This window comes from Kitasatospora sp. NPDC059577, assembly GCF_042735475.1.
GTDB lineage: Bacteria > Actinomycetota > Actinomycetes > Streptomycetales > Streptomycetaceae > Kitasatospora.
Window position 1 is genome coordinate 75,066 of sequence record NZ_JBHWBZ010000022.1, and the last position, 23,390, is coordinate 98,455.

A 23,390-nucleotide genomic window follows, 5' to 3' on the forward strand; every position below is an offset into this window, starting at 1 on the left:
CGCCCCCCGCCGGGGGCGCGCGCGCCCCCCGGGGGGGGCGGGGCGCCCGCGGGGCCCCCCCCCCCGGGCGCCGCCCCCCAGCGCCCCCGACAACGAGTACGGGGGCACCGGGAACCGGCGCCGAGGGAGCGCTAGGCCTTCGCGCTGTGCTGCTTGCCGAAGCGGGCCTCGAAGCGGGCCACGCGGCCACCGGTGTCGAGGATCTTCTGCTTGCCGGTGTAGAACGGGTGGCACTGCGAGCAGACCTCGGCGCGGATCTCGCCACTGGTCTCGGTCGAGCGGGTGGTGAACTCGGCACCGCAGGTGCAGGTCACACGGGTGACCACGTACTCGGGGTGAACGTTGGGCTTCAAGGGGTTCTCCTAGGTTTCGGGAGGGCACCGGGTCGGCGGCTGGGGCGCCGCACGTGAACCGGGACCGACGGACCAGTCTGCCAGGACCGGCCGCATCTTCCCAAACCGGGTCGCGTTCCGGGATATTCCGGGCCCGCTCAGTGCGCCGCGGTGGCCTTGGCGGTCGCCCTCCCCGCGGGCCGTGCGGGGGCCGACGGAGCGGCTGCGGGGGCCGCCTGGGCGGGGTTCTCCGGCTGCGCGGTGACGACCGCCTGCGGGAACTCCTGGTCGGCCTTGAGGGCCGCCCAGACCTGGTCGGCCTGCGGCTGCTGCTCGACCACCCGGTTCGGGTCGGCCGGGGCGGTCACCACCGGCAGGGTGACCATGGCCAGCCGGTCCGGCCCGATCCCCTTGAGTTCCTGGACGAGTCCCACCAGGGAGTTCACCGAGCCGAGCGCGGAGTCGGTGGTGATGCTCTTGGTCACGGTGTCGCCGAGCGACCACAGCTTGACCGGGTCGGTGAACAGTCCGGCGCCGCCGGCCTGCTGGAGCAGCGACTTCACCATCTGCTTCTGCAGCTCGATCCGGCCGAGGTCGCTGCCGTCACCGACGCCGTGCCGGGTGCGGACGAAGGCCAGCGCCTGCCGGCCGTCCAGGTGGTGCTGCCCGGGCGGCAGGTCGAGCCCGCTGTCCTTGTCGTGGATGGCCACCGTGGTGGTCACGGTGGCCCCGCCTATCGCGTCCACGACCCGGGCGAAGCCGGCGAAGTCGATCTGGAGGTAGTGGTCCATCCGCAGCCCGGTGAGCTGCTCGGTGGTCTTGACCGCGCAGGCCGCGCCGCCGCTCTCGAACGCGCTGTTGTACATCGCGCGCTTGGCGCCCGCGACGGTCCTGCCGTTCGCGTCGACGCAGTCGGGCCGGGCGACCAGGGTGTCGCGGGGTATCGAGACGATCTGCGCGCGCGAGTGGTCCTGGTTGACGTGCAGCACCATCGCGGTGTCCGAGCGGGCGGTGTCGCCGGTGTCCCCGCCGGCCAGGTCGCCGTTCTCGCCGTTGCGCGAGTCGGAGCCCAGGACGAGGACGTTGAACGAGCCGTCGGTGGCGGCCGGCGGCCGGGCGTCGCCGAGGCGGCCGTCGATGTCGACGCTCTTGATGTTGTCGTTGAGCTTCACGTACGCGTAGACGGCCGCGCCGGCGCCGAGGACGACGAGTGCGACGAACGCGCAGGCGGCCGTCCGCAGCACGGTGCGACGGCGACTCGGGACACTCTTGTGCTCGGCCATGTGCTCCAGAATAAATCGGACAACATGATCCAAAGGCCTCGAATTGTCCCGACCCTGGAACAACCCGGGCACGAACACACGGAACCCCGGACCGCTCGCGCGATCCGGGGTTCCGTGCTTCGACAGCCGTGCGGCTACGGTCAGTCGCCGGAGCCGGGGGTGGTCTTGGCGATCTGCATCAGGAACTCGGCGTTGCTCTTGGTCTGCTTCATCTTGTCCAGGAGCAGCTCGATCGCCTGCTGCGAGTCGAGCGCGTGCAGCACCCGGCGCAGCTTCCAGACGATGGCCAACTCCTCGCTGCCGAGCAGGATCTCCTCCTTGCGGGTGCTGGAGGCGTCCACGTCGACGGCCGGGAAGATGCGCTTGTCGGAGAGCTTGCGGTCGAGCTTGAGCTCCATGTTGCCGGTGCCCTTGAACTCCTCGAAGATCACCTCGTCCATGCGCGAGCCGGTCTCGACCAGCGCGGTGGCCAGGATGGTCAGCGAGCCGCCGTTCTCGATGTTGCGCGCGGCGCCGAAGAACTTCTTCGGCGGGTAGAGCGCGGTCGAGTCGACACCACCGGACAGGATGCGGCCGGAGGCCGGCGCCGCCAGGTTGTAGGCGCGGCCCAGGCGGGTGATCGAGTCCAGCAGGATGACCACGTCGTGGCCCAGCTCCACCAGGCGCTTGGCGCGCTCGATGGCCAGCTCGGCGACGGTGGTGTGGTCCTCGGCCGGGCGGTCGAAGGTCGAGGAGATGACCTCGCCCTTCACCGACCGCTGCATGTCGGTGACCTCTTCCGGACGCTCGTCGACCAGGACGACCATCAGGTGGCACTCGGGGTTGTTGTGGGTGATCGCGTTGGCGACCGCCTGCAGCACCATCGTCTTGCCGGTCTTCGGCGGCGCGACGATCAGACCGCGCTGGCCCTTGCCGATCGGCGACACGAGGTCGATGATCCGGGTGGTCAGCACGCCCGGGTCGGTCTCCAGGCGCAGCCGCTCCTGCGGGTAGAGCGGGGTGAGCTTGTTGAACTCGGGACGGCCGCGGCCGCTCTCCGGGTCCATGCCGTTGACGGAGTCCAGGCGCACCATGGCGTTGAACTTCTCGCGGCGCTCGCCGTCGCGCGGCTGGCGCACCGCACCGGTGATGGCGTCACCCTTGCGCAGGCCGTTCTTGCGGACCTGGGCGAGCGAGACGTAGACGTCGTTCTGGCCCGGCAGGTAGCCGGAGGTCCGCACGAACGCGTAGTTGTCGAGGATGTCCAGGATGCCCGCGACCGGGATCAGGACGTCGTCCTCGCCGATCGGCGTCTCGACGGGGCCGGCCTCGAAACCGTCGCGGCCACGACGGCCCCGGCGGTCACGGTAGCGGCCGCGACGGCCGCGGCGGCCCTCGCCGAACTCGTCGTCGTCGTAACCGCCCTGCTGGACCGGCGGCTGCTGGGTCTGCTGGCCCTGGCGGCCCTGCTGGTCGCCCTGGCCGGTGCCCTGCTGCTGACCCTGCTGGCCCGGGCGGTCGGCGCGCTCGCGGCGGTTGCGGCGGTCGCGGCGCGACTCGCGGGAGTCGCCGTCCTGCGCCTCGCCGCCCTCCTGGCGGTCGGTGCGCTCGGTGCGCTCGGTGCGCTCGCCGGTGTCACGGCGCTCGCGGCGCTCACGGCGGTCGCGACGGCTCTCGCGGCCGTCCTCGCGGCCCTCGAAGCCACGGGTCTCGGCCGGGCGGGCCTCGGCCTGCTTCGGCTCGGCGACCGCGACGGTGGCGTCGGCGGCGGCCTCGGCGGCCGGAGCGGCAGCCGGGGCCGTGGGGGCGCCGGCGGCCGAGGTCGCGCGGCGGCGGGTGCGCTCGGTGCGGGCCGGCGCGGCGGTCTCGGAGGCGGCCTGGACCGGGATCTCGATCTGGGCCTGCGGCTCGGCGGCGGCCTGGGCCTCGGCCTCCGCCTTGGCGGCGGCGGCCTTGGTGCGGCGGGCCGGCTTCTCGGCCGGGGCCTCGGCGTCCGCCTTGGCGGCGGCACGCTTGGCGGCCGGGGCGCCACCGGCGGCGAGCAGTGGGTCCCCGCCGCTCTTCTCCTTGATGGTCTCGATCAGCTGGCTCTTGCGCATGCGGCCGGTACCGGTGATGCCAAGGTCCGCGGCGAGCTTCTGCAGCTCGGCCAGGACCATGCCGTCCAGGCCCGCGGCGGCGCTGCGGCGGCGGCGGGCCGGGGCAGCGGGGGCTGCGTCCGGCGCGTCGGCGTCCGGGCGCGCGCCCATCAGATCGGTGGAGTCGCTCACTAAGGGTCCTTCCCTGGAGCGGACGTCGGCCTGTCTGGCTCGGCGACCGGTTGTGCTGTCCTGACCGACGCTCGACTGCGTCGGTCCGAGGCGGTGGTCCCTCGAATGGCGGGAGCCCGTCGAGGGAGAGCTGCGAGGTGCGGTGCTTGAAGCACGGTGGTGCTGAGTGGCGCGTGGGCCGGTCGTGTGTCGACCTCCCCTGAGGGCGTAACCCCCACGCTCCCTGCGAATCCCGGGCCCCCGTCGCGTGACGGTGGCCCGTGCTCCGCCCGTCCTGGCCTCAAGGTGGGAGGCCGCGGGTGGGAGTCAGGTGCCGTCACGGCTTCGGGATGCGGCCGCGTGTCGCGCAGGCAGGCTGCGTACGCGCTGCGGTGGGCTCCCGGAGAATCGTCGCCCCGTGCATCGCCGGGACTCCACGGCAGTGGAGTGCTGGGATCGGGACGCGGCGCACCGAGCCCCGGAGGGCACCTGGTGCAGCAATGAGGTTAACACTACCGACCCCCTCAGACATTCCCCAGCCTTGCGCTTGCCAATCGTGTCCGGCACGCCGGGCCCGTCATGGCTGCTCAGACGTCCAGCGGGAGCACGACGGCCCCGGCGCGGTCGACGTCCAGCCGGTGCGCGGCGAACGCCGGGTCGCCGCCGTGGCCGTGGTGCCCGGCGAAGGAGAGCACCTTGTCGGCACCCGCCTCGTCGGTGAGCGCCAGGACGGTCGGGCCGGCCCCGGAGATGACCGCGGGGACGCCCTCCGCGCGCAGCGCGCCGACCAGCGCGGCGCTGTCCGGCATGGCGGAGGCGCGGTAGTCCTGGTGCAGGCGGTCCTCGGTGGCGGCGAAGAGCAGTTCGGGGCGCCGGGTCAGCGCCTCGACCAGCAGCGCGGAGCGGCCCGCGTTGACCGCGGCGTCGGCCAGCGGCACGGTCCTCGGCAGCAGGCCGCGGGCGGTCTCGGTGAGCACCTCGCCGGCCGGGACGAACACCACCGGGACGACCTGGTCGGAGGGCTCCAGGGCGACCGCCTTGGCGGACTCCTCGTCGGTCCAGGCGATGGTGAAGTTGCCGCGCAGGCAGGCCGCGACGTTGTCCGGGTGGCCCTCCAGCTCGGAGGCGAGGGCCAGCAGCGCGTCGTCGTCCAGCGCGGACGGACCGCCGATGGTGACCGCGCGGGCGGCCACGATGCCGGCGCAGATGGCGGCGGAGGAGGAACCGAGGCCCCGGCCGTGCGGTATCCGGTTGGCGCAGACGAGTTCGAGGCCGCGCGGCTGGCCGCCGAGCCGGTCGAAGGCGGCCCGCATCGAGCGGACCAGCAGGTGGCGCTCGTCGCGCGGCAGCGTCTCGGCGCCCTCGCCCGCGATGTCGACGGAGAGACCGGAGTCGGCGACCCGGACGACCACGTCGTCGTAGAGACCCAGCGCGAGTCCGAAGGCGTCGAAGCCCGGACCGAGGTTGGCGCTGGTCGCGGGAACCCGGACCCGGACGGCGGCGGCACGGAACGCAGGACCGGCCATGCGGTGGACTCTCCTGGGGAAATCGGGCGGCGCGGAGCGCGTCGTCGTTGCGAGGGTGGGGGGAAAGGGACGCGGGCCCTTTCGGGGCGGGCGGCCACAGTCGTCGGCGCGGCCCGGACGGCGCCGGGCCCGGGGCATGTGCCACACGGCCGAACCCAGAGTATCGAAGAGAGGTTCCCGAGCGGTACACCCCGTGGGCCTTCGATCTGGTGTGTTGCCGGTTCTGGCCGGAATGCGCACCCCTCCCCGTCAAAGAGCGGGCCGAAATCGGATCGGAATGCCCGGCGGAATTGACACAGAAGTGTCAGTGGAGAACGTCGACGGGCCTACCCCCGAAAGGGTCGGCCCGTCGAAGTGCCGGGCCCCGTTACCGGTCGAGCAGGCCGAGTTGCCGGGCCGCGGCCTCCGGGTCGACCGGGACGACCTGCGGCTGCGGCGCGCCGGCCACCGCCCAGTCCGGGTCCTTGAGGCCGTTGCCGGTCACGGTGCAGACGATCCGCTGGCCCGGGTCGACCAGACCGGCCTCCGCCTTGGCCAGCAGGCCGGCCACCGAGGCGGCCGAGGCGGGCTCCACGAAGACGCCCTCCTGCGAGGCCAACAGCCGGTAGGCGGACAGGATCTGACGGTCCGTCACCTTGTCGATGAGGCCGCCGGACTCGTCCCGCGCGGCGAGCGCGAAGTCCCAGGAGGCCGGGTTGCCGATCCGGATCGCGGTGGCGATGGTCTGCGGCTTGAGCACCGGCGCACCGTCCACGATCGGGGCCGAGCCCGCGGCCTGGAAGCCCCACATCCGCGGGGTGCGCGAGGAGAGCCCGTCCGCGGCGTACTCGCGGTAGCCCTTCCAGTACGCGGTGATGTTGCCCGCGTTGCCGACCGGCAGGACGTGGACGTCGGGGGCGTCGCCGAGCATGTCGACGATCTCGAAGGCCGCGGTCTTCTGACCCTCGATGCGCACCGGGTTCACCGAGTTGACCAGGGCCACCGGATACTTCTCGGACAGTTCGCGCGCCAGGGTAAGGCAGTCGTCGAAGTTCCCGTCGACCTGCAGGATCCGGGCGCCGTGCACCAGCGCCTGGCCCATCTTGCCGAGGGCGATCTTGCCCTGCGGGACGAGCACCGCGGACACCATCCCGGCCCGCACCGCGTACGCGGCGGCGGAGGCCGAGGTGTTGCCGGTGGACGCGCAGATGACCGCCTGCGCGCCCTCCTCCTTGGCCTTGGAGATGGCCATCGTCATCCCGCGGTCCTTGAAGGAACCGGTCGGGTTGGCGCCCTCGACCTTGAGGTAGACCTCGCAGCCGGTGCGCTCGGAGAGCACCTGCGCGGGGACCAGGGGCGTGCCGCCCTCCAGCAGGGTGACCACCGGGGTGGCCGCGGTGACCGGCAGGCGGTCCCGGTACTCCTCGATCAGGCCGCGCCACTGGTGGGTGTGCGCGCCTCGGACGACGTTCTCGGCAACGGCGTTCATGGCTGTTCCTTATTCCCCTTCGACCCGCATGATGCTGGCCACGTCCCGCACGCTGTCCAGCGCGCGGAGCTTGTCGACCGTCGCCGACAGCGCGGCGTCGGTGGCACGGTGGGTGACCACGACGAGCGAGGCGTCGCCGTCGCGGCCCTGCTGGCGCACGGTGTCGATGGAGACGCCGTGCTCGGCGAAGACGGAGGCCACCTGGGCGAGCACACCCGCGCGGTCGTCCACGTCCAGGCTGACGTGGTAGCGGGTGACCACCTCGTCCATCGGCTTGGCGGGCAGCTGGGTGTACACCGAGTCACCGGGACCGGTGGCCCCGGCCAGCTTGTTGCGGCAGACCGCGACCAGGTCGCCGAGCACCGCGGAGGCGGTCGGCGAGCCGCCCGCGCCCGGGCCGTAGAACATCAGCCGACCGGCCGCCTCGGCCTCGACGAACACCGCGTTGTACGCCTCCCGGACCGAGGCCAGCGGGTGCGAGAGCGGGATCATCGCCGGGTGCACCCGGGCGGTGACGGACTCGCCGTCGGCCGCCCGCTCGCAGATCGCTAGCAGCTTGACGACGCAGCCCATCTCCTTCGCGGAGGCGATGTCCGCCGCCGTCACCTCGGTGATGCCCTCGCGGTAGACGTCGGCCGCGGTGACCTCGGTGTGGAAGGCGATGCCGGCCAGGATCGCGGCCTTGGCGGCGGCGTCGAAGCCCTCGACGTCGGCCGTCGGGTCGGCCTCGGCGTAGCCCAGCGCGGTGGCCTCCTCCAGCGCCTCCGAGTAACCGGCGCCGGTGGTGTCCATCTTGTCGAGGATGAAGTTGGTGGTGCCGTTGACGATGCCCAGCACCCGGTTCACCTTGTCGCCCGCGAGGGACTCGCGCAGCGGACGCAGCAGCGGGATCGCGCCCGCCACCGCAGCCTCGTAGTACAGGTCCACGCCGGCCCGGGCGGCCGCCGCGTGCAGCTCGGTGCCGTCCTTGGCGAGCAGCGCCTTGTTGGCGCTGACCACCGAGGCACCCTGCTCGAATGCGGACAGGATCAGGGCTTTGGACGGCTCGATGCCGCCCACGACCTCGACCACCACGTCGATGTCGCCCCGGCCGACCAGGGCCTCGGCGTCGGTGGTGATCAGGTGCTCGGGAACGCCCGGGCGCACCCGACCGGCCCGGCGGACCGCGATCCCGGCCAGCTCCACCGGGGCGCCGATGCGAGCGGCGAGGTCGTCGGCCGTCGTCGTCATGATGCGCGCCACCTCGGAGCCCACCACACCACAACCCAGCAACGCCACCTTCAGCGGGCGCGTACGCATCATCCGACTCCGCTCTGCATTCATCTGCTTCGGTATTTCCGGCGGTTTTCCGGGGCCGCCGGGAACTTCGGTCCGTACCAGTCTCCGGGACTTTCCGTACGGATCTACGGTCGTTCCATGATCTGAGACAAGGATTTCGTCATCCGATATCGAGACGCAGGAGATCCTCCTCCGTCTCGCGCCGGACGATCACCCGCGCCGCACCGTCCTTGACGGCGAGCACGGGAGGCCTGAGGGCGTGGTTGTAGTTGCTCGCCATCGAGCGGCAGTAGGCGCCGGTGGCGGGCACCGCGACCAGGTCGCCGGGAGCCAGGTCGGCGGGCAGGAAGGCGTCCCGGACGACGATGTCACCGGACTCGCAGTGCTTGCCGACCACCCTGACCAGCATCGGCTCGGCGTCGCTCGTGCGCGACACCAGCGCCACCGAGTACTCGGCGTCGTACAGCGCGGTGCGGATGTTGTCCGACATCCCGCCGTCCACGCTGACGTAGGTGCGCAGGCCCTCCAACGGCTTGACGGTGCCGACCTCGTACAGCGTGAACGCCGTCGGGCCGACGATCGCCCGGCCCGGCTCCACGCTCAGCCGGGGGGCGTCCAGGTTCTCGGCGGCGCACTCGCGGCGGACGATGTCGGCCAGCGCGGCCGCGATCTCGGCCGGCTCGCGCGGGTCGTCGTCGCTGGTGTACGCGATGCCGAGGCCGCCGCCGAGGTCGATCTCCGGCAGCTGGACCCCGTGCTCGTCGCGGATCCGCGCCAGCAGGCCGACCACCCGGCGGGCCGCCACCTCGAAGCCGGCCATGTCGAAGATCTGCGAGCCGATGTGCGAGTGGATGCCGCGCAGTTCCAGGCTGTCGCCGTGGGCCAGCACCCGGCGCACCGCCTCGGCGGCCGAACCGCCGGTGAGCGAGAGGCCGAACTTCTGGTCCTCGTGCGCGGTGGCGATGAACTCGTGGGTGTGCGCCTCGACGCCGACCGTGATCCGGATCAGCACCTGCTGGCGCACGCCGTGGCGGGCGGCGATCGCGGCCAGCCGCTCGATCTCCTCGTAGGAGTCGACCACGATGTGCCCGACCCCGGTCTTCACCGCGTGTTCGAGCTCGTCCACCGACTTGTTGTTGCCGTGCAGCGCGATCCGCGCCGGCGGCATCCCGGCGGCCAGCGCGACGGCCAACTCGCCCGCGCTGCACACGTCCAGGTTGAGGCCCTCCTCGTGCAGCCAGCGCACGACCGCCTTGGAGAGGAACGCCTTCCCGGCGTAGTAGACGTCCGCCCCGGTGCCGAAGGCGTCCCGCCAGGCGCGCGCCCGGGACCGGAAGTCCTCCTCGTCCAGCACGTACGCCGGGGTGCCGAACTCGGCCGCCAGCCGCTTGACGTCGATCCCGCCGACGGTGGCCACGCCCGCGGCGTCACGGGCGACGGTGCATGACCAGACCTTGGGGTCCAGCGCGTTCAGGTCGGCGGGCGGGGCCTGGTAGTGGCCCTCGGGCAGGACGTCGCCGTGGCGGGGGCCTGCGGGGTGTGCGGAACGACTCATGCTGGTGCGTCCTTCGGGAGACCTATGGCGAGGGGCGGCGACGGTCCCCGTTGACCGTCAGCCGCCCCCGCTGTGCGCTTGGGGGTGGTGCCTACATCCGCTCGGGCGCCGTCACGCCCAGGAGCGTGAGACCGTTGGCGAGCACGGTGCGCGTCGCCTCGACCAGCCAGAGGCGGGCCCGGTGCGTGTCCGTGAGCTCCTCGTCGCCCTTGGGCAGGAACATGCAGTTCTCGTACAGGCGGTGGTACTTGCCCGCGAGCTTCTCCAGGTAGACGGCGACCCGGTGCGGCTCGCGCAGCTCGCCGGCCGCGGCCAGCACGCGCGGGAAGTCGGCGAGGTGGCCGAGCACGTCGGACTCCCACTCGGTGGCGAGCAGCTCGGGTTTGAACTGCTCGGCCGTGCCCTTGTCCACGCCCAGCTCGGCGGCCTTGCGCGCCACCCCGCACATCCGGGTGTGCGCGTACTGCACGTAGAAGACCGGGTTCTCGTTGGTCTGGCTGGTCAGGACGTTGATGTCCAGCGTGATCGTCGAGTCCGTGGAGGAGCGCGCCAGGGTGTAGCGGGCGGCGTCCACGCCGATCCACTCGACCACGTCGTCGATCGTGATGATGTTGCCCGCACGCTTGGACATGCGGACCTCTTCGCCGTCGCGAAGCATCTTCACGAACTGGCCGATCTTCACCTCGATGTTGTGGTTCATGTCGTCGCCGGCGCAGGCCGAGATGGCCTTGAGGCGGTTGACGTAGCCGTGGTGGTCGGCGCCCAGCATGTAGAGCGCGACCTCGGCGCCGCGGTCCCGCTTGGACAGGTAGTACGCGGCGTCGGCGGCGAAGTAGGTCTTGTCGCCGTCGGCCTTGACCAGGACGCGGTCCTTGTCGTCGCCGAAGTCGGTGGTGCGCAGGAAGACCGCGCCGTCCTGCTCGAAGACGTGGCCCTGCTCGCGCAGCCGGTCGATGGCCTTCTCGACGGCGCCGGAGTCGTGCAGCGTCTTCTCCGAGAACCACACGTCGAAGTGGGTGCCGAACTCGTCCATCGAGCGCTTGATCTCGGACACCATGAGCTTGAGGCCCTCGGTGCGGAAGACCTCCAGCTGCTCGTCCTCGGGCAGGTCGAGCACGCCGGGGACCGCGTCGGTGAGCGCCTTGGCGATGTCGACGATGTACTCGCCGACGTACCCGCCCTCGGGCACCTCGCGGCCGTTCGCGGCGGCCTGCAGCGAGGCGGCGAACTTGGTGATCTGCACACCGGCGTCGTTGAGGTAGTACTCGGTGGTGACGTCGGCGCCGGAGGCCCGCAGCACGCGCGCCAGCGAGTCGCCGACGGCGGCCCAGCGGACGCCGCCGATGTGGATCGGGCCGGTCGGGTTGGCGGAGACGAACTCCAGGTTGATCTTGAGACCCTTGAGGGCGTCGTTGCGGCCGTAGGCCTCGCCCGCCTCGACGACGGTGCGCGCCAGCGCGCCCGCGGTGGCGGTGTCCAGGGTGATGTTGAGGAAGCCCGGACCGGCGATGTCGACCTTGGCGACGCCGGTGATCCCTCGCAGGCGGTCGGCCAGGACCTCGGCAACGGCTCGCGGCGGCTTGCCGGCCGCCTTGGCGAGCTGGAGGGCCACGTTGGTCGCGTAGTCGCCGTGGTCCCTGTTCTTGGGCCGCTCGACCGTCACGTGCTCGGGCACGGCGACGGCCAGCTCGCCCGCCTCGACGGCGGTGCTCACTGCGGCCTGGATTGCCTGGGAAAGGTCTGCGGGGGTCACGACGCCAAGCGTAGGCGAGACGGGGTACCCGCCCGCCACCCGGTTTACCGGTTGAGACGCCCGGAGGCCCCGACGCGCCGTCGGCTCCGGGGTCTCAGCCGCGATCGGTCCGATCTGTTCGCTCAGGGCGAAACGCTCGGGGCCGGCCGCCGAGCCGCCCGCCGGGCCGTCCGTCCGGCTCCCCGTCGAACCCTCCGTCGAACCCGCCGCCGAGCAGCATCAGGCGCCGGACCAGGGCCACCAGATCGGCCGGGTCGAAGGGCTTGCCGAGGTAGCCGTCCACCCCGACCGTCTCCCCCAGGTCCAGGTCCGCCGGGGTGCAGGCGCTCACGATCGCGATCGGCAGCCGACGGGTCTCCGGCGTCGCGCGCAACCGGGCCGCCGTCCGCAGGCCGTCCAGCCGCGGCATCATCACGTCCAGCGTCACCACGTCGGGCTTCACCCGGCGGATGACCTCCAGGCACTCGGCGCCGTCGGCGGCGGTCACCACCTCGAAGCCTTCGAGCTCCAGGTTGACCCTGATCAGCTGGCGGATCACCTCGCTGTCGTCCACCACGAGGACCCGCCCGGACACTCCCGACACCTCACCGAGGGTATCCGCGGCCCCGCCGCCCCGTCCGGCCTTTGGGCACTTCCGCTCCCCCCGCCCCCGTCACCGCCCCGGCGGCCGTCCGGGAAAACCCGTGCACGGACCGCGGCCCGGGCCTGGTAGTGTTCTCCACGTCGGAAGCGCGAGCCACCGACAGGCCGACAGGCCCCCGTAGCTCAGGGGATAGAGCACCGCCCTCCGGAGGCGGGTGCGTAGGTTCGAATCCTACCGGGGGCACTTCGCAGTAGGTGCAACAGAGGCCCAGATCAGTGGAGTTGATCCACGGATCTGGGCCTTCGTCATGTCACGGGCCCGGTGCGGCGGGGCACCGGCCGGGCCCGCCCGGGGGACCCGCGGGCGGGCGGCCGGGCGATCGGACCGGGTCAGGACGCGGCGGCCACGGCCTGGTTGTAGAGGGCCGCGATGGTGTGGTCGAAGTAGGCGCTGTACGAGACGTCGTCGCTGTCGCCGCCCTGCTGGTAACCGCCTATGGCACCGACCACGTCGCCGGTGGCGACATCGATCCAGGGGCCGCCGCTGGTGCCGGACGGGTAGGCCGGGCAATCGATGACCCGCTGGTAGCTGCTCTTCCGGTCGGTGCCGTTGGTGCAGAGGTTGGGCCTCTCGGAGTCGGCGGGGTAGCCGTAGAGGCGGACGGCCGCGTCGAACGGCTCGTCGGTGCCCAGGCGGTTGCCGCCGACCACGTCCTCGACCTTGCGGCCGTTGTTGGGGGCGGTCTCCAGGATCGCGAAGTCCTCGTCCGTGTCGCCCTTCTGCGACCAGCCGGTGGTGGTGTGGATCGCGGTCACCCGCCAGGTGCCGTACGGGGCCGAGCCGTCGCGGTAGCCGGGGGCGAAGGTGACGCCGTCCGTGCTGTCGAGGCAGTGCGCGGCGGTCAGCAGCAGGTTGCCGGTGGCGCTGTGCAGCACGCTGGCGGTGCAGAAGTGGTTGCCGGCCGCCACCTTGCCGCTGAACAGCGCGCCGACGGTGTCGGTTTCACGGACGTCGGCGGGGGCGGCGGCGGTGATGCCGCGGACGACGCCGCGGGTGTCGGGGGTGGCGGCCGCGGTGGCCGTCGGGGTGTCGGTGGCGGCGGGCGACGGGGCAGCGGGCGCGGACGCGGGCGGGTCGGCCGGGGTCGGGTCGGCCGGGGTCGGACTGTCGGCCGGCTCGGGATCGGCGACCGGCGCCGGCGCCGTGGCGGCGGCGGTGGGGGCGGGCGCGACCGCGGCGCGGGTGCTCCGCGCGGCCTTCCCCGCGGCCGCCGCGTCGGACAGGTCCAGCGTGTGCGTCCCGGTCACCACGGCGGCCACCACGACGGCGGACAGCGCGGCGAACAGGGCCGGGGTCAGCAGCCGTCGGCGGCGGGACCTCTGGCGGCTGTGCTGACCCATGCCTGACTCTCCTGCCGGGCTCGGTGGCGGTGTTCGGTCAACGACTATGACGCCTCCGGCTGGAAAGGTCGTGATCCGCGCCTTGGAGCTCGATGAGAAATCCGTCGCCCGGTGCTCACCCGCCACCGCCCCGCCGTCATCCCCCGTTCAGCACCGCGTCGAGCCCGGCCGACCCGATGAAGGCGGTGTGCGTCCCCGCGGCGGTGCAGGCGAACGCCCCGGCGGCCGAGCCGGCCCGGGCGCAGTCCAGCGGCGAACGCCCCCGGAACCAGGCGTACAGGAAGCCGGAGACGAAGGCGTCCCCGGCGCCGTTGGTGTCCACCACCGGGCGACCCGGGTCGACCGCCGGCAGCCGGCGGAGCACGCCGTCCTCGCGGGTGAGCAGGTGGCAGCCCTCGGCGCCGGCGGTGGCGACGACCACCCGCGCCCGGCCCCCGGCAAGGACGGCGCGCATCACCTCCTCGTGCCGGCCGCGGCAGCCGGCCACCGAGAGGAAGACCAGGTCGGAGCCGAACGCGTAGTCGCGGTGGTGCGGGTCGGCGCCGTCCCAGTCGTGCAGGTCGGTGGAGGTGGTGCGGCCGAGCCGGTGCAGGTCGCCGTACATGTCCCGGTTGACGCCGGTGATGGAGAGGTGGACGTGTCGGCTGCGCTCGGCGTACGGGAGGTAGAAGTCCCGCGGCAGCCGCAGGTCGGCGGGGTGCCGGCCGTCGTAGAAGGAGAACCGGCGGCCGGCGGCGTCGACCAGGTTGACCCCGCGCGGGGTCCCGTGCGGGCTCACCAGGTGGGCGAGGCGCAGGCCGTGGCGCCGGTAGGCGGCCCGGACCAGGTCGCCCTGCGGGTCGTCGCCGAGGAAGTCGAGCAGGACGGTGCGCAGGCCGAGGTGGTGGGCGCCGAGGGCGACGCCGTTGCCGGTGTGGCCGACGTAGTCGTGTACCGGTCCGACGGACTGCGAGTCGCCGGGCGGGATCTCCAGCCGCTCGACCCGGACGACGGTGTCCACACCGGCTCCGCCGACGACGAGCAGGTCGATCGTCGGTGCGGCGGTGTCGGACGGCACGGACCCGGCGGGCGCGGACCCGGGCGCGGGGCCCCCGGTCTCGGGGCCCCCGGTCACGGCCTCGGCGTCGGTCTCGGTCTCGGTCTCGGTCTCGGCTTCGGCGTCGGACGGCACGGACTCGGGCAGCACGACGGCGCCTCCTTGATCCCTGGACGGTGGCCAGGAGTCAAGCAGGCGCCGGAGGTTGACTGCAAGACCTTGCTGCAATTTTCAATCGGCCGGTGGGCGCTCCGCCCCGGCCTCCGAGCGGACCTCGCCGCCCGCCCGGACGTTGGCCTTGACGTCGGCCATGGCCGCCTCCCGGGGGCTCGGTCGCCCGTCCGCGGTCCGTACGGCGGGGGCCGCCGCGGCCGCTTCGACGCCACCCTCGACGGAGGTGGCCGCCTCACCGGGCGCCGGCCGGTGGTCGATCATCAGGAAGGCGACCAGTGCGGCCAGCAGCAGGATGCCCATCGCCACCCAGGTCGCGACCACGTAGCCGTGCACCGCGCCCTGGGCCTGGACCGCCGGGTCGGAGGCGATCCGGGTGGCCAGGAAGCTCGCGGTGGCACTGGCCGCGATGGTGTTCAGCAGCGCCGTACCGAAGGAACCGCCGACCTGCTGGGCCGAGTTGATGGTGGCCGAAGCCGCCCCGGCCTCGTTCCGGGCGACCCCGAGGGTGGCCAGGCTCATCGACGGCATGAACACCAGGCCCATGCCGAAGCCGAGCAGCAGTTCGGCGGGCAGCACCATGCCGGCCCACGGGCTGTCCACCTTCATCTGGGTCAGCCAGGCCATGCCGGCCCCGGCGAGCAGCAGTCCCGGTGCGATCAGGTTCCGCGACGGCACCCTGGTCATCAGGCGGGCCGCGATGCCCGTCGAACTGATCACGATGGCGGCCGTCATGGGCAGGAAGGAGAGGCCGGAGACGATCGGCGAGAAGTGCTTGATGGCCTGCAGGTAGTACGTCAGGAACAGGAACAGGCCGAACATGCCGACCATGGCCAGACCGACCGAGAGCGCCCCGCCGCCGCGGTTGCGGTCCGCGACGATGTGCACCGGCAGCAACGGGTGCGCGGTGCGGCGCTCGACCAGGACGAACACCGCGAGCAGCGCCACGCCCAGGAACAGCGAGCCGAGCACCAGGGCGTCGACCCAGCCCCGGGTCACGGCCTCGGAGGTGCCGAAGACGATCGCGAGCAGGCCGCCGCAGCCCAGCAGGGCCCCGGGCAGGTCCAGCCGGACCCGGCGCCCCTTGCCGACGTGGTCGCGCTGGAGCACGGAGAACGCGGCGAAGGCGGTGGCGATGGCGATCGGGGTGTTGACGAACAGGCACCAGCGCCAGTTCAGGTACTCGGTCAGCAGCCCGCCGGCGATGAATCCGATCGCGGCGCCGCCGCCGGCGATCGCGCCGAAGATGCCGAAGGCCGTGCTGCGCTCCTTCGGGTCGGAGAACGTGGTGGAGAGCAGCCCCAGCGCGGACGGGGCGAGCAGGGCGCCGAACGCGCCCTGGAGGGCACGGGCGCCGAAGAGCATCGTCGGGTCGGCCGCCGCGCCGCCGAGGGCGGAGGCCAGCGCGAAGCCGAGCAGTCCGATGATGAAGACGCGCTTGCGGCCGAAGAGGTCGCCCAGCCGTCCGCCGAGCAGCAGCAGGCCGCCGAAGGCCAGCGTGTAGGCGGTGATCACCCACTGCCGGTCGGCGTCGGATATGCCCAGGTCCCGCTGGGCGGACGGCAGTGCGATGTTCACGATGGTGATGTCGAGGACGATCATGAGCTGGGCGACGGCGATGACGGCCAGCGCCCACCAGCGCCGGCTGTCCGCGTCCTCATGACCGGTGGCGGTTTGCACACTCACTGGTCGAGCCTTCCGGAGTGGGTCGGAGAGGTCACGTAGTCGCCTTCCAGCCAATACCCGGGCCCGACGAAAGGGCAAGGAAAAACCTTGCCAAATCGGACTTTTGGGACAAAAGAACCAGGGTCCTGGGACTACGGGACGAGTCCCCGGGACCCTGGTTCCGTCCCCTCGACCGGCGCCTCGACCGGCCGGGGCCTACAGCGCCGAGAGCTCGTCGACCAGGTCGTCCAGGCCCAGCGAGCCCTGCGAGAGCGCCGCCATGTGCCACGCCTTGAGGTCGAACTCCTCGCCGCGCGCCTCGTGCGCCGCCCGCGCCGCCGCCCGGCCGCGCAGCCAGGCCCGCTCGCCGAGCTTGTAGCCGATCGCCTGGCCGGGCATGCCCAGGTAGCGGACCAGCTCGCTGTCCAGGAAGTCGTCGGACAGGCCGCAGTACTGCCCGAAGAACTCGCGGGCGTGCTCCGGGCTGACCGGCTCGCCCGGCTTGTACGGCGAGTCGGCCGGGAAGTCCAGACCCGCGTGCATGCCGATGTCGACGATGACCCGCAGCGCGCGCATCATCTGCGCGTTGAGGTACCCGAGGCGCTGGCCCGGGTCGGTGAGGTAGCCGAGCTCGTCCATCAGACGCTCGGCGTACAGCGCCCAGCCCTCCAGGTTGGCGCTGACCCCGCCGAGGCTCACCTGGTAGGTGGAGAGCCGGTCGGCGACGTAGTTCCACTGCGCGAGCTGCAGGTGGTGGCCCGGGACGCCCTCGTGGTACCAGATCGACACCAGGTCCCAGAGCGGGAAGCGCTCCCGGCCGAGCACCGGCAGCCAGGTCCGCCCCGGGCGGTTGAAGTCCAGCGACGGCGGGGTGTAGTACGGCGCGGCGGCGCTGCCGGACGGGGCGATCATGGACTCGACCCGGGTGACCGGCTCGGCCAGGTCGAAGTGGGTGCCCTGGAGGTCCCGGATCGCCTGGTCCATCAGGCCCTGCAGGTGCTCCCGGATGGCCTCGACGCCCTCGACGGCCGGGCCGTCGGTACCCAGCCAGGCCATCGCCGCCATCGGGTCGGAGCCGGGCAGGACCTTCTCGGCCTCGGACCGCATCTGGGCGAGCAGGTCGTGGAACTCGGTCCAGGCCCAGGCGTACGCCTCGTCCAGGTCCAGGTCGGCGCCGGCCCAGTAGCGGACCCACCGGCGGTAGCGCTCGCGGCCCACCGCGTCCGGGGTGTCCGCGGCCGCCGGGCCGTAGACGTCGCGCAGCCACTCGCGCAGCGCCGCCAGCGCCTCGGAGGCGGCCACCGCGTACCCGGACAGCTCGGCGCGCAGACCCTCCGGCGCGTCCTGGACGAACTGCCCGAACCAGCCGCCGGGGACCTCCCCCTCCAGCCACTCGCCGATCTGCCCGACCACCGTGCCCACCTGGCGCGGGCCGGACAGCAGGCCCCGCTCGATGCCGGCGGCCAGCGTCTGCCGGTACTGCTCCAGCGCGACCGGGACCTTCGCCAGTCGGCGGCCGAGCACCTGCCACTCGGCCTCGGTGCCGGTGGCCATCAGCGTGAAGGACTCCCGCAGCTCGTGCACCGGGGAGGCCAGGTTGCGCACCGCGCGGAGGTCCTCCCCCGCGTCGTGGACGGCGAGCTCGGCGGTCAGCCGCTCGCGCAGCAGCCGGGCGCAGCGGCGCTCCGCCTCGTCCTCGGCGGCGCCGGCCCGTTCGGCCTCGTCGAGCTGCGCCAGGGTGCGGCGGCCGAGGTCGGCGATCGCCTCGCGGCCGGCCGGGGAGAGGTCGGGCAGCCGCTCGTCCTCGGGGTTGAGACCGAGGTAGACCGCGGTCAGCGGGTCGAGCTCGGCCAGGGCACGGACGTACCCGTCCGCGATGCGGCGGGGGGTGGTGCCGTCGGCGGTGATCAGTTCTTCAACCATTCGGACATCATTTCGTGGCGCAGCCCGTTTGCAACCCCCTGACCACCGGCGTCCGTCGGCCCTTTCCCGGGGTCGACGCGCGAAAATCCGTTCGGCGCGACAGGATCCGATCCGTCCGACGCCCATTACGCTGACCGCCATGGAAGCCCGCCCCACCCCGGCATCCGACCAGGTGCCCGCCCCGGCCGTAGCCGACCTGCGCCCACGCCGCACCGGCTACCGGCGACTGCCGGTCCAACAGCGGCGCGAGCAACTGATCGCGGTCGCCCTGGAGCTGTTCGCCTCCCGGCCGCCCGAGGAGGTGAGCCTGGACGACGTCGCCGAGGCCGCCGAGGCCTCCCGCCCGCTGGTCTACCGCTACTTCGCGGGCGGCAAGCAGCAGTTGTACGAGGCCGCGCTGCGCACCGCGGCCGACGAGCTGACCAGCCGCTTCGCCGTCCCGCTCGCCGGGACGCCGTCCGAGCAGCTCTCGGCCGTGCTGGACGGCTACTTCGCCTTCGTGGCCGAACACGACGCGGGCTACTCGGCGCTGCTGCGCGGCGGTTCGGTGGTGGAGACGGCCCGCACCTCGGCGATCGTCGACGACGTCCGGCGGGCGGCACTGCGGCGGACGCTGCGCCACCTGGGCGTGCGCGAGGCCGGGCCGCGGCTGACGCTGCTGGTGCGCTCGTGGATCGCGGTGGTCGAGGGCGCGTCGCTGAGCTGGCTGGACGAGGGACGCACGCTGCCGGTCGCCGAGCTGCGCGACTGGCTGGTGGACCAGTTCACCGCGATGGCGGCGGCGACGGCCCTGCACGATCCGCAGACGGCGGAGGTGCTGGCCGGGGTGCTCGCCCTGGAGGGGCCGCGGGCGGAACGGGCGGAGCGGCTGCGCGAGGTCCTGCACCGGCCGTGAGGCGGCCGTGAAGCGGCCGGCGGGGGCGGTGCGGGCGGTGCTGCGACGGCCGTGAGGCGGCCGGCGGGGGCGGTGCGGGCGGTCCGCGGACCCGACCCCCGTGCCAAGGGTCGGGACGTCGCGGGTCACGCCTTGCCGAGCACCTGGCGCTGGCGGCCGAGGCCGTCGACCTCGATCTCGACGACGTCGCCCGGGGCGAGGAACGGTGTCCCGGGGCGGCCCAGGGTGACCCCGGCCGGAGTGCCGGTGACGATCACGTCGCCCGGCTCCAGCACCATGAACCGACTGGCGTAGCGGACCAGTTCGAGCACCGGAAAGATCATCTCGGCGGTGCTGCCGTGCTGCCGCTGCTCGCCGTTGACCCAGAGCCGCAGCGTCAGGTCCTGCGGGTCCGCCACCTCGTCGGCGGTGACCAGCCAGGGCCCGAGCGGGGTGAAGGTCTCCGCCGACTTGCCCTTGTCCCACTGGCCGCCGCGCTCGAACTGGAAGGCCCGCTCGGTGACGTCGTTGGCGATCGTGTAGCCGGCGATCACCCCGGCGGCCTCGGCGTGCGAGTCCAGGTAGCGGGCGGTGCGCCCGATCACCACGGCCAGCTCGGCCTCGTAGTCGGTCTTCTCGCCGCCGCGCGGCACCAGCACCTCGTCGTACGGGCCGACCACCGTGGAGCTCGGCTTCAGGAAGATCACCGGCTCGTCCGGGATCGCGGCCCCGGCCTCGGCCGCGTGGTCGCGGTAGTTGAGCCCGATGCCGACCACCTTGCCCGGCCGGGCCACCGGCGCACCCACCCGCTGCCCGTCCAGGTCCACCGTCGGCAGGACGCCGGCGGCCACCTCCCGGGCCAGTGCGGCCGGGTCGAGCCCGGACAGGAAGGCCCCGTCGAGGTCGCGGGCCCGTCCGGAGAGGTCGTACGCGGTGCCGTCCTCACCCAGGACGACCGGGCGCTCGGCGCCCGGGGGTCCGACGCGCAGGAGCTTCATCGATCCGTCACCAGCCTTTCGTCGCAGCTCACCGGGGCGGCACGGAGACCGCTCCCGAGTCCGGCAACGAGGTATACCAACGGCCCGGGGCGGCGGGCCAGACCGTCCCGATGGGCGAAATCCTCCCGGATTCCGTCCCGGCCCGGGCCCCGGATCGGCGGCACGCACGGTTGACACCGGCCGGGACCGGCCCGCGCCGGGCGGGCGCGAACCGCTCCGCCGTCGGCGAACGCCCGCACGCCCAGGGCGAACGCGGGCGTGCCGCGCCGGTGCGGGGCGCAGGATCCGGGACATGGAGATCACCCGGGTACGCGACGAGTTGCACATGATCACACTGGACTTCGGTGCCGCCTACCTCTGGCGGGACGACCACGGACTGACCCTGGTCGACACCGGCATCGCCGGCTCCGCCGACGACATCGAGAAGGGCATCCGCGCCGTCGGCCTGGATCCGGCCGCGCTGCGCCGGATCGTGCTCACCCACCACCACGAGGACCACACCGGCTCCGCCGCCGAGCTCGCCCGCCGCCGGGGCGCCGAGGTGGTGGCGCACCGGCTGGAGGCGCCGGTGGTGCGGCGCGAGCAGCCGCCGGTGCCACCGGTGCTCAGCCCCTTCGAGCAGCAGCTGTGGGACGGCCTGCCGCCGATCCCGCCCGCCGAGCCCTGCCCGGTGCACCGCGAGGTCGAGGACGGGGACGTGCTGGACACCGGCGGCGGCGCGATGGTCCTGCACGTGCCCGGCCACACCGACGGCAGCATCGCGCTGCACCTGCCCGGGCCCGGCGTGCTGTTCACCGGGGACGTGGTGTCCAACGTCGGGGGGCAGACCCGGCCAGGGGTGTTCCACACCGACCCGGCCCGGGCCCTGGCCTCCTTCCACCGGCTGGCCGCACTGCCGGTGGGAACGGCCGTGTTCGGACACGGCGACCCGATCGCCGAGGGCGCCTCAGCCGCCCTGCGCGCCGCCGCCGAGCAGCACCCGCAGGCTTAGCGCGCGCGGCCGGCCGGGCCCGAGCCGGGCGACCTCCCGCTGCCAGTGCGCGAGGTCGCGCCGCGCGTCGGCCCTGGCCTCCGGGGCGGCGCCTGGCACCTGCGTCAGCTCGTCCAGCAGGGCGACCGCGGCGCCCGGGCTGCCGTCCCGGGCCAGCCAGAGGGCCAGGTCGTGGCAGGTGCGCAGGGTGCGCGGGTCGTCCGGGCCGCAGATCCGGGCGAAGTCGGGGACGAGGGCGGTGAGGATCTCCACCGCCTCGGCCGGCTCGTCCGCCGCGCCGTGCTGCCAGGCCCGGTCGGCCCGCCGGCGCAGCTGCTCCGGGCTGGGGTCGTCCGGCCGCAGCATCCCCGGCCGGACGGCGCGCAGCCGCTCCAGCACCTCGGCGGCCCCGGACGGCCGGTCCTCGGGCCGTTTGGCGAGCAGCCGGGCGACCAGCTCGGCCAGCGCCGGGTCCTTGCTGCGCACCCGCGGCGGGACCTCCTCCAGGTGCTTGTACATGTACTCGGCGGCCGAGGCGGCGCGGAACGGCCGTCCACCGGTGCAGACCTCGTACAGCATGACGCCGAGCGCGTAGAGGTCGGCGCGGCCGTCCACCGCGCCGCCGGACCAGCACTCGGGCGCGAGGTACGGGACGGTGCCGATCACGTTGCCGGTGGAGGTGAGCCGGACGGTCTGGGTGACCAGTCGGGCGATGCCGAAGTCCAGGACCTTGGCCCGCTCCCCCTCCCCCTCGTCGGTGACCATCACGTTCTCGGGCTTGATGTCCCGGTGGACGACGTCCGAGCGGTGCGCGGCGTCCAGCGCCTTGCAGACGTGCCGGATCCAGCGCAGCGCCTTCGCGTGGTCCGGCAGGCCCTCCTTGAGCACCTCGGACAGCGCCCGGCCGCGGACCAGCTCCATCACCAGGTAGGGGATCTTCCCGGAGCCGGCCGCGGTCCACCCGTAGTCGTACACGGTCACGATGTGCGGGTTGCTGAGGCTGCCGGCCGTCCTGGCCTCGCCGGCGAACCTGCTGACCGCCTCCCGGTCGGTGGCGTGCTCGGCGAGCAGCACCTTCACCGCGACCTCCCGGGGGATGGTCGTGTCGGTCGCCCGCCAGACCACGCCGAAGCCGCCCCTGCCCAGCCGCTCCTCCAGCCGGTACCGGCCGCCGAGCACCTCGCCCTTCTCCATGCCCTCCCCCAACTCGACCGCGCCCGCCCGGCGTTCGCCGTCGGAGGGGTCACCATAGCGGCGGGCGGGGACGAACGGGTGAACGGAACCGGGTGGGTGTGCCGGGAGGCCGCTACGGCTTCGGCTTGGGCAGGCCGGGCGGGTTGGTCTCGGAGGACCGCACGGCCTCGCCGTCCAGGCCCCAGCGCTTGAGCACCTGCCCGTAGGTGCCGTTCCTGATCGCCTCGTCGATCGCCGCGCCGAGTGCCTTGACCAGGCCGTTGTCCTTCTTCGTGGTCGCCGCGATCTTGCCGATGACATCGGCGCCGCCGCCGGAGTAGGTGCCGACGACCTCGGTCTCGCCGGTCTGCACCGCGTGGAAGGCCAGGCTGGGGTTGGGGCCGGTGTAGACCTCGATCCGGCCGGAGGACAGCGCCAGGTAGTAGTCGGTGCCCTGGAAGTACTTGATGTCGATCGGCTTGCGGCCGGCCCGGACGTTCTCCTCGCTCCAGGCGACCAGCAGCTTCTCCTGGTTGGTGCCGGTGGCGACGCCGACCGACCTGCCCGCGAGGTCCGCGGCGCCGGCGACCTTGAGGCCGCTGCCCTTCCTCGCCTCGAAGCCCAGGACGTCCAGCCGGTACGTGGCGAAGTCGTACTTCTCCTTGCGCGCCTCGGTGACCGTGATGTTGGACAGGCCCACGTCGTACTTGCCGCTGTCCAGGCCGACGAAGATGTTCTCCCAGGACACCGGGTTGAACTCGACCCTGAGGCCGAGCACTCCGCCGATCAGGGTGGCGATGTCCGGCTCGACGCCGATGACGGTCCTGTCGTCGTTGGCGTAGAAGTCCAGCGGCGGGGTGGTGCCGATCGAATCGACGACGGTCAGCGTCCCCTTCTTCCTGATCTCCTCCGGGACGAGCGCGGCGATCGCGTCGACCTTCGGTGTCGTCACCCGGTCCTGGTTCGGCGACAGGTTCACCACCGTGCCGTCGGGCGCGGTGCTGCCCCTGGCCGGGGCGAGTTCCGCCGCGGCACCCGTGGCGCCGCTGCCGCAGCCGGCCAGGACGAGGGCGGCGGCGAGTGCGGCGGCCGAGGCCACCAGGGCACGGCGGGGTAGGGACATGGCGGAACTCCTGCTCGGTGAAGGGGACCCGGAGGGGGCGCGGGAAAGGGG

18 protein-coding genes and 1 tRNA gene are annotated in these 23,390 nt (G+C 73.1%); 3 read left to right on the forward strand and 16 right to left on the reverse strand.

The annotated features are described in order from the left end of the window. Positions 1–131: 131 nt before the first annotated feature. The 9 genes from rpmE to ACFV0O_RS19335 all read right to left on the reverse strand — a co-directional run bounded on the left by rpmE (position 132) and on the right by ACFV0O_RS19335 (position 12,006). The gene (rpmE, locus tag ACFV0O_RS19295; RefSeq protein WP_030057539.1) at positions 132–353 is read right to left on the reverse strand and encodes a 50S ribosomal protein L31; all 222 of its coding nucleotides are present in this window, start codon (positions 351–353) and stop codon (positions 132–134) included. A 137-nt stretch (positions 354–490) separates the two neighbouring features. Further along, positions 491–1,615, reverse strand: a complete 1,125-nt coding sequence (locus ACFV0O_RS19300; RefSeq protein ID WP_380343032.1) for an LCP family protein — start codon at positions 1,613–1,615, stop codon at positions 491–493. Positions 1,616–1,755: 140 nt separating this feature from the next. Next, entirely contained in the window at positions 1,756–3,864 is a 2,109-nt protein-coding gene (gene rho / locus ACFV0O_RS19305) for a transcription termination factor Rho (RefSeq protein ID WP_380343033.1), read from the reverse strand. Positions 3,865–4,430: 566 nt separating this feature from the next. After that, positions 4,431–5,369 carry a homoserine kinase gene (thrB, locus tag ACFV0O_RS19310; protein ID WP_380343035.1) on the reverse strand — a complete coding sequence of 313 codons (939 nt, stop codon included), beginning with the start codon at positions 5,367–5,369 and terminating at the stop codon, positions 4,431–4,433. Between the two features lie 367 nt (positions 5,370–5,736). Next, a complete protein-coding gene (gene thrC / locus ACFV0O_RS19315; protein ID WP_380343038.1) occupies positions 5,737–6,837 on the reverse strand; it encodes a threonine synthase in 1,101 nt (366 codons plus the stop codon). 9 nt (positions 6,838–6,846) lie between these two features. Beyond that, positions 6,847–8,139, reverse strand: a complete 1,293-nt coding sequence (locus ACFV0O_RS19320) for a homoserine dehydrogenase (RefSeq protein WP_360253977.1) — start codon at positions 8,137–8,139, stop codon at positions 6,847–6,849. Positions 8,140–8,275: 136 nt separating this feature from the next. Beyond that, positions 8,276–9,670 carry a diaminopimelate decarboxylase gene (gene lysA, locus ACFV0O_RS19325; RefSeq protein WP_360253975.1) on the reverse strand — a complete coding sequence of 465 codons (1,395 nt, stop codon included), beginning with the start codon at positions 9,668–9,670 and terminating at the stop codon, positions 8,276–8,278. Positions 9,671–9,761: 91 nt separating this feature from the next. After that, on the reverse strand, positions 9,762–11,423 hold the full coding sequence (argS, locus tag ACFV0O_RS19330; protein ID WP_380343042.1) for an arginine--tRNA ligase: 1,662 nt from the start codon (positions 11,421–11,423) through the stop codon (positions 9,762–9,764). A gap of 94 nt (positions 11,424–11,517) precedes the next feature. Further along, positions 11,518–12,006 carry a PleD family two-component system response regulator gene (locus ACFV0O_RS19335; RefSeq protein ID WP_380343044.1) on the reverse strand — a complete coding sequence of 163 codons (489 nt, stop codon included), beginning with the start codon at positions 12,004–12,006 and terminating at the stop codon, positions 11,518–11,520. A gap of 171 nt (positions 12,007–12,177) precedes the next feature. Here ACFV0O_RS19335 and ACFV0O_RS19340 point away from each other — a divergent pair. After that, positions 12,178–12,249: transfer RNA gene (locus ACFV0O_RS19340), tRNA-Arg, on the forward strand. A 146-nt stretch (positions 12,250–12,395) separates the two neighbouring features. Here the strand turns inward: ACFV0O_RS19340 and ACFV0O_RS19345 are convergent. The 4 genes from ACFV0O_RS19345 to ACFV0O_RS19360 all read right to left on the reverse strand — a co-directional run bounded on the left by ACFV0O_RS19345 (position 12,396) and on the right by ACFV0O_RS19360 (position 18,201). Beyond that, on the reverse strand, positions 12,396–13,406 hold the full coding sequence (locus ACFV0O_RS19345; protein WP_380343047.1) for a trypsin-like serine peptidase: 1,011 nt from the start codon (positions 13,404–13,406) through the stop codon (positions 12,396–12,398). Positions 13,407–13,542: 136 nt separating this feature from the next. Further along, positions 13,543–14,592: a carbohydrate kinase family protein gene (locus ACFV0O_RS19350; RefSeq protein WP_380343050.1), complete on the reverse strand. Its 1,050-nt coding sequence runs from the start codon at positions 14,590–14,592 to the stop codon at positions 13,543–13,545. An 81-nt stretch (positions 14,593–14,673) separates the two neighbouring features. Continuing rightward, positions 14,674–16,299: an MFS transporter gene (locus tag ACFV0O_RS19355; RefSeq protein WP_380343053.1), complete on the reverse strand. Its 1,626-nt coding sequence runs from the start codon at positions 16,297–16,299 to the stop codon at positions 14,674–14,676. Positions 16,300–16,494: 195 nt separating this feature from the next. After that, on the reverse strand, positions 16,495–18,201 hold the full coding sequence (locus ACFV0O_RS19360) for a DUF885 domain-containing protein (RefSeq protein WP_380343056.1): 1,707 nt from the start codon (positions 18,199–18,201) through the stop codon (positions 16,495–16,497). Positions 18,202–18,340: 139 nt separating this feature from the next. Between ACFV0O_RS19360 and ACFV0O_RS19365 the strand changes: the two genes are divergently transcribed. Next, complete coding sequence (locus tag ACFV0O_RS19365) at positions 18,341–19,096, forward strand: TetR/AcrR family transcriptional regulator (RefSeq protein ID WP_380343058.1); 756 nt, start codon at positions 18,341–18,343, stop codon at positions 19,094–19,096. A gap of 125 nt (positions 19,097–19,221) precedes the next feature. Here ACFV0O_RS19365 and ACFV0O_RS19370 read toward each other — a convergent pair whose 3' ends face one another. Next, positions 19,222–20,073, reverse strand: a complete 852-nt coding sequence (locus tag ACFV0O_RS19370) for a fumarylacetoacetate hydrolase family protein (protein WP_380343061.1) — start codon at positions 20,071–20,073, stop codon at positions 19,222–19,224. 292 nt (positions 20,074–20,365) lie between these two features. Between ACFV0O_RS19370 and ACFV0O_RS19375 the strand changes: the two genes are divergently transcribed. Continuing rightward, positions 20,366–21,064 carry an MBL fold metallo-hydrolase gene (locus ACFV0O_RS19375; protein WP_380343063.1) on the forward strand — a complete coding sequence of 233 codons (699 nt, stop codon included), beginning with the start codon at positions 20,366–20,368 and terminating at the stop codon, positions 21,062–21,064. Here the strand turns inward: ACFV0O_RS19375 and ACFV0O_RS19380 are convergent. Both ACFV0O_RS19380 and ACFV0O_RS19385 read right to left on the reverse strand, forming a co-directional pair. After that, complete coding sequence (locus ACFV0O_RS19380) at positions 21,020–22,237, reverse strand: protein kinase (RefSeq protein WP_380343066.1); 1,218 nt, start codon at positions 22,235–22,237, stop codon at positions 21,020–21,022. The two genes, ACFV0O_RS19375 and ACFV0O_RS19380, sit on opposite strands and share 45 nt — an antisense overlap. 112 nt (positions 22,238–22,349) lie before the next feature. Continuing rightward, positions 22,350–23,339 (reverse strand): ABC transporter substrate-binding protein, encoded by a 990-nt coding sequence (locus tag ACFV0O_RS19385; RefSeq protein ID WP_380343069.1) that lies wholly within the window; start codon positions 23,337–23,339, stop codon positions 22,350–22,352. Positions 23,340–23,390 lie beyond the last annotated feature (51 nt).

Coding starts and splice junctions, on each gene's coding strand:
- ACFV0O_RS19375 (WP_380343063.1), top strand. CDS start 20,366: ATGGAGATCACCCGGGTACGCGACGAGTTGCACATGATCACACTGGAC.
- ACFV0O_RS19370 (WP_380343061.1), bottom strand. CDS start 20,073: ATGAAGCTCCTGCGCGTCGGACCCCCGGGCGCCGAGCGCCCGGTCGTC.
- thrC (WP_380343038.1), bottom strand. CDS start 6,837: ATGAACGCCGTTGCCGAGAACGTCGTCCGAGGCGCGCACACCCACCAG.
- ACFV0O_RS19360 (WP_380343056.1), bottom strand. CDS start 18,201: ATGGTTGAAGAACTGATCACCGCCGACGGCACCACCCCCCGCCGCATC.
- ACFV0O_RS19380 (WP_380343066.1), bottom strand. CDS start 22,237: ATGGAGAAGGGCGAGGTGCTCGGCGGCCGGTACCGGCTGGAGGAGCGG.
- ACFV0O_RS19300 (WP_380343032.1), bottom strand. CDS start 1,615: ATGGCCGAGCACAAGAGTGTCCCGAGTCGCCGTCGCACCGTGCTGCGG.
- lysA (WP_360253975.1), bottom strand. CDS start 9,670: ATGAGTCGTTCCGCACACCCCGCAGGCCCCCGCCACGGCGACGTCCTG.
- ACFV0O_RS19365 (WP_380343058.1), top strand. CDS start 18,341: ATGGAAGCCCGCCCCACCCCGGCATCCGACCAGGTGCCCGCCCCGGCC.
- ACFV0O_RS19320 (WP_360253977.1), bottom strand. CDS start 8,139: ATGATGCGTACGCGCCCGCTGAAGGTGGCGTTGCTGGGTTGTGGTGTG.
- thrB (WP_380343035.1), bottom strand. CDS start 5,369: ATGGCCGGTCCTGCGTTCCGTGCCGCCGCCGTCCGGGTCCGGGTTCCC.
- ACFV0O_RS19345 (WP_380343047.1), bottom strand. CDS start 13,406: ATGGGTCAGCACAGCCGCCAGAGGTCCCGCCGCCGACGGCTGCTGACC.
- ACFV0O_RS19385 (WP_380343069.1), bottom strand. CDS start 23,339: ATGTCCCTACCCCGCCGTGCCCTGGTGGCCTCGGCCGCCGCACTCGCC.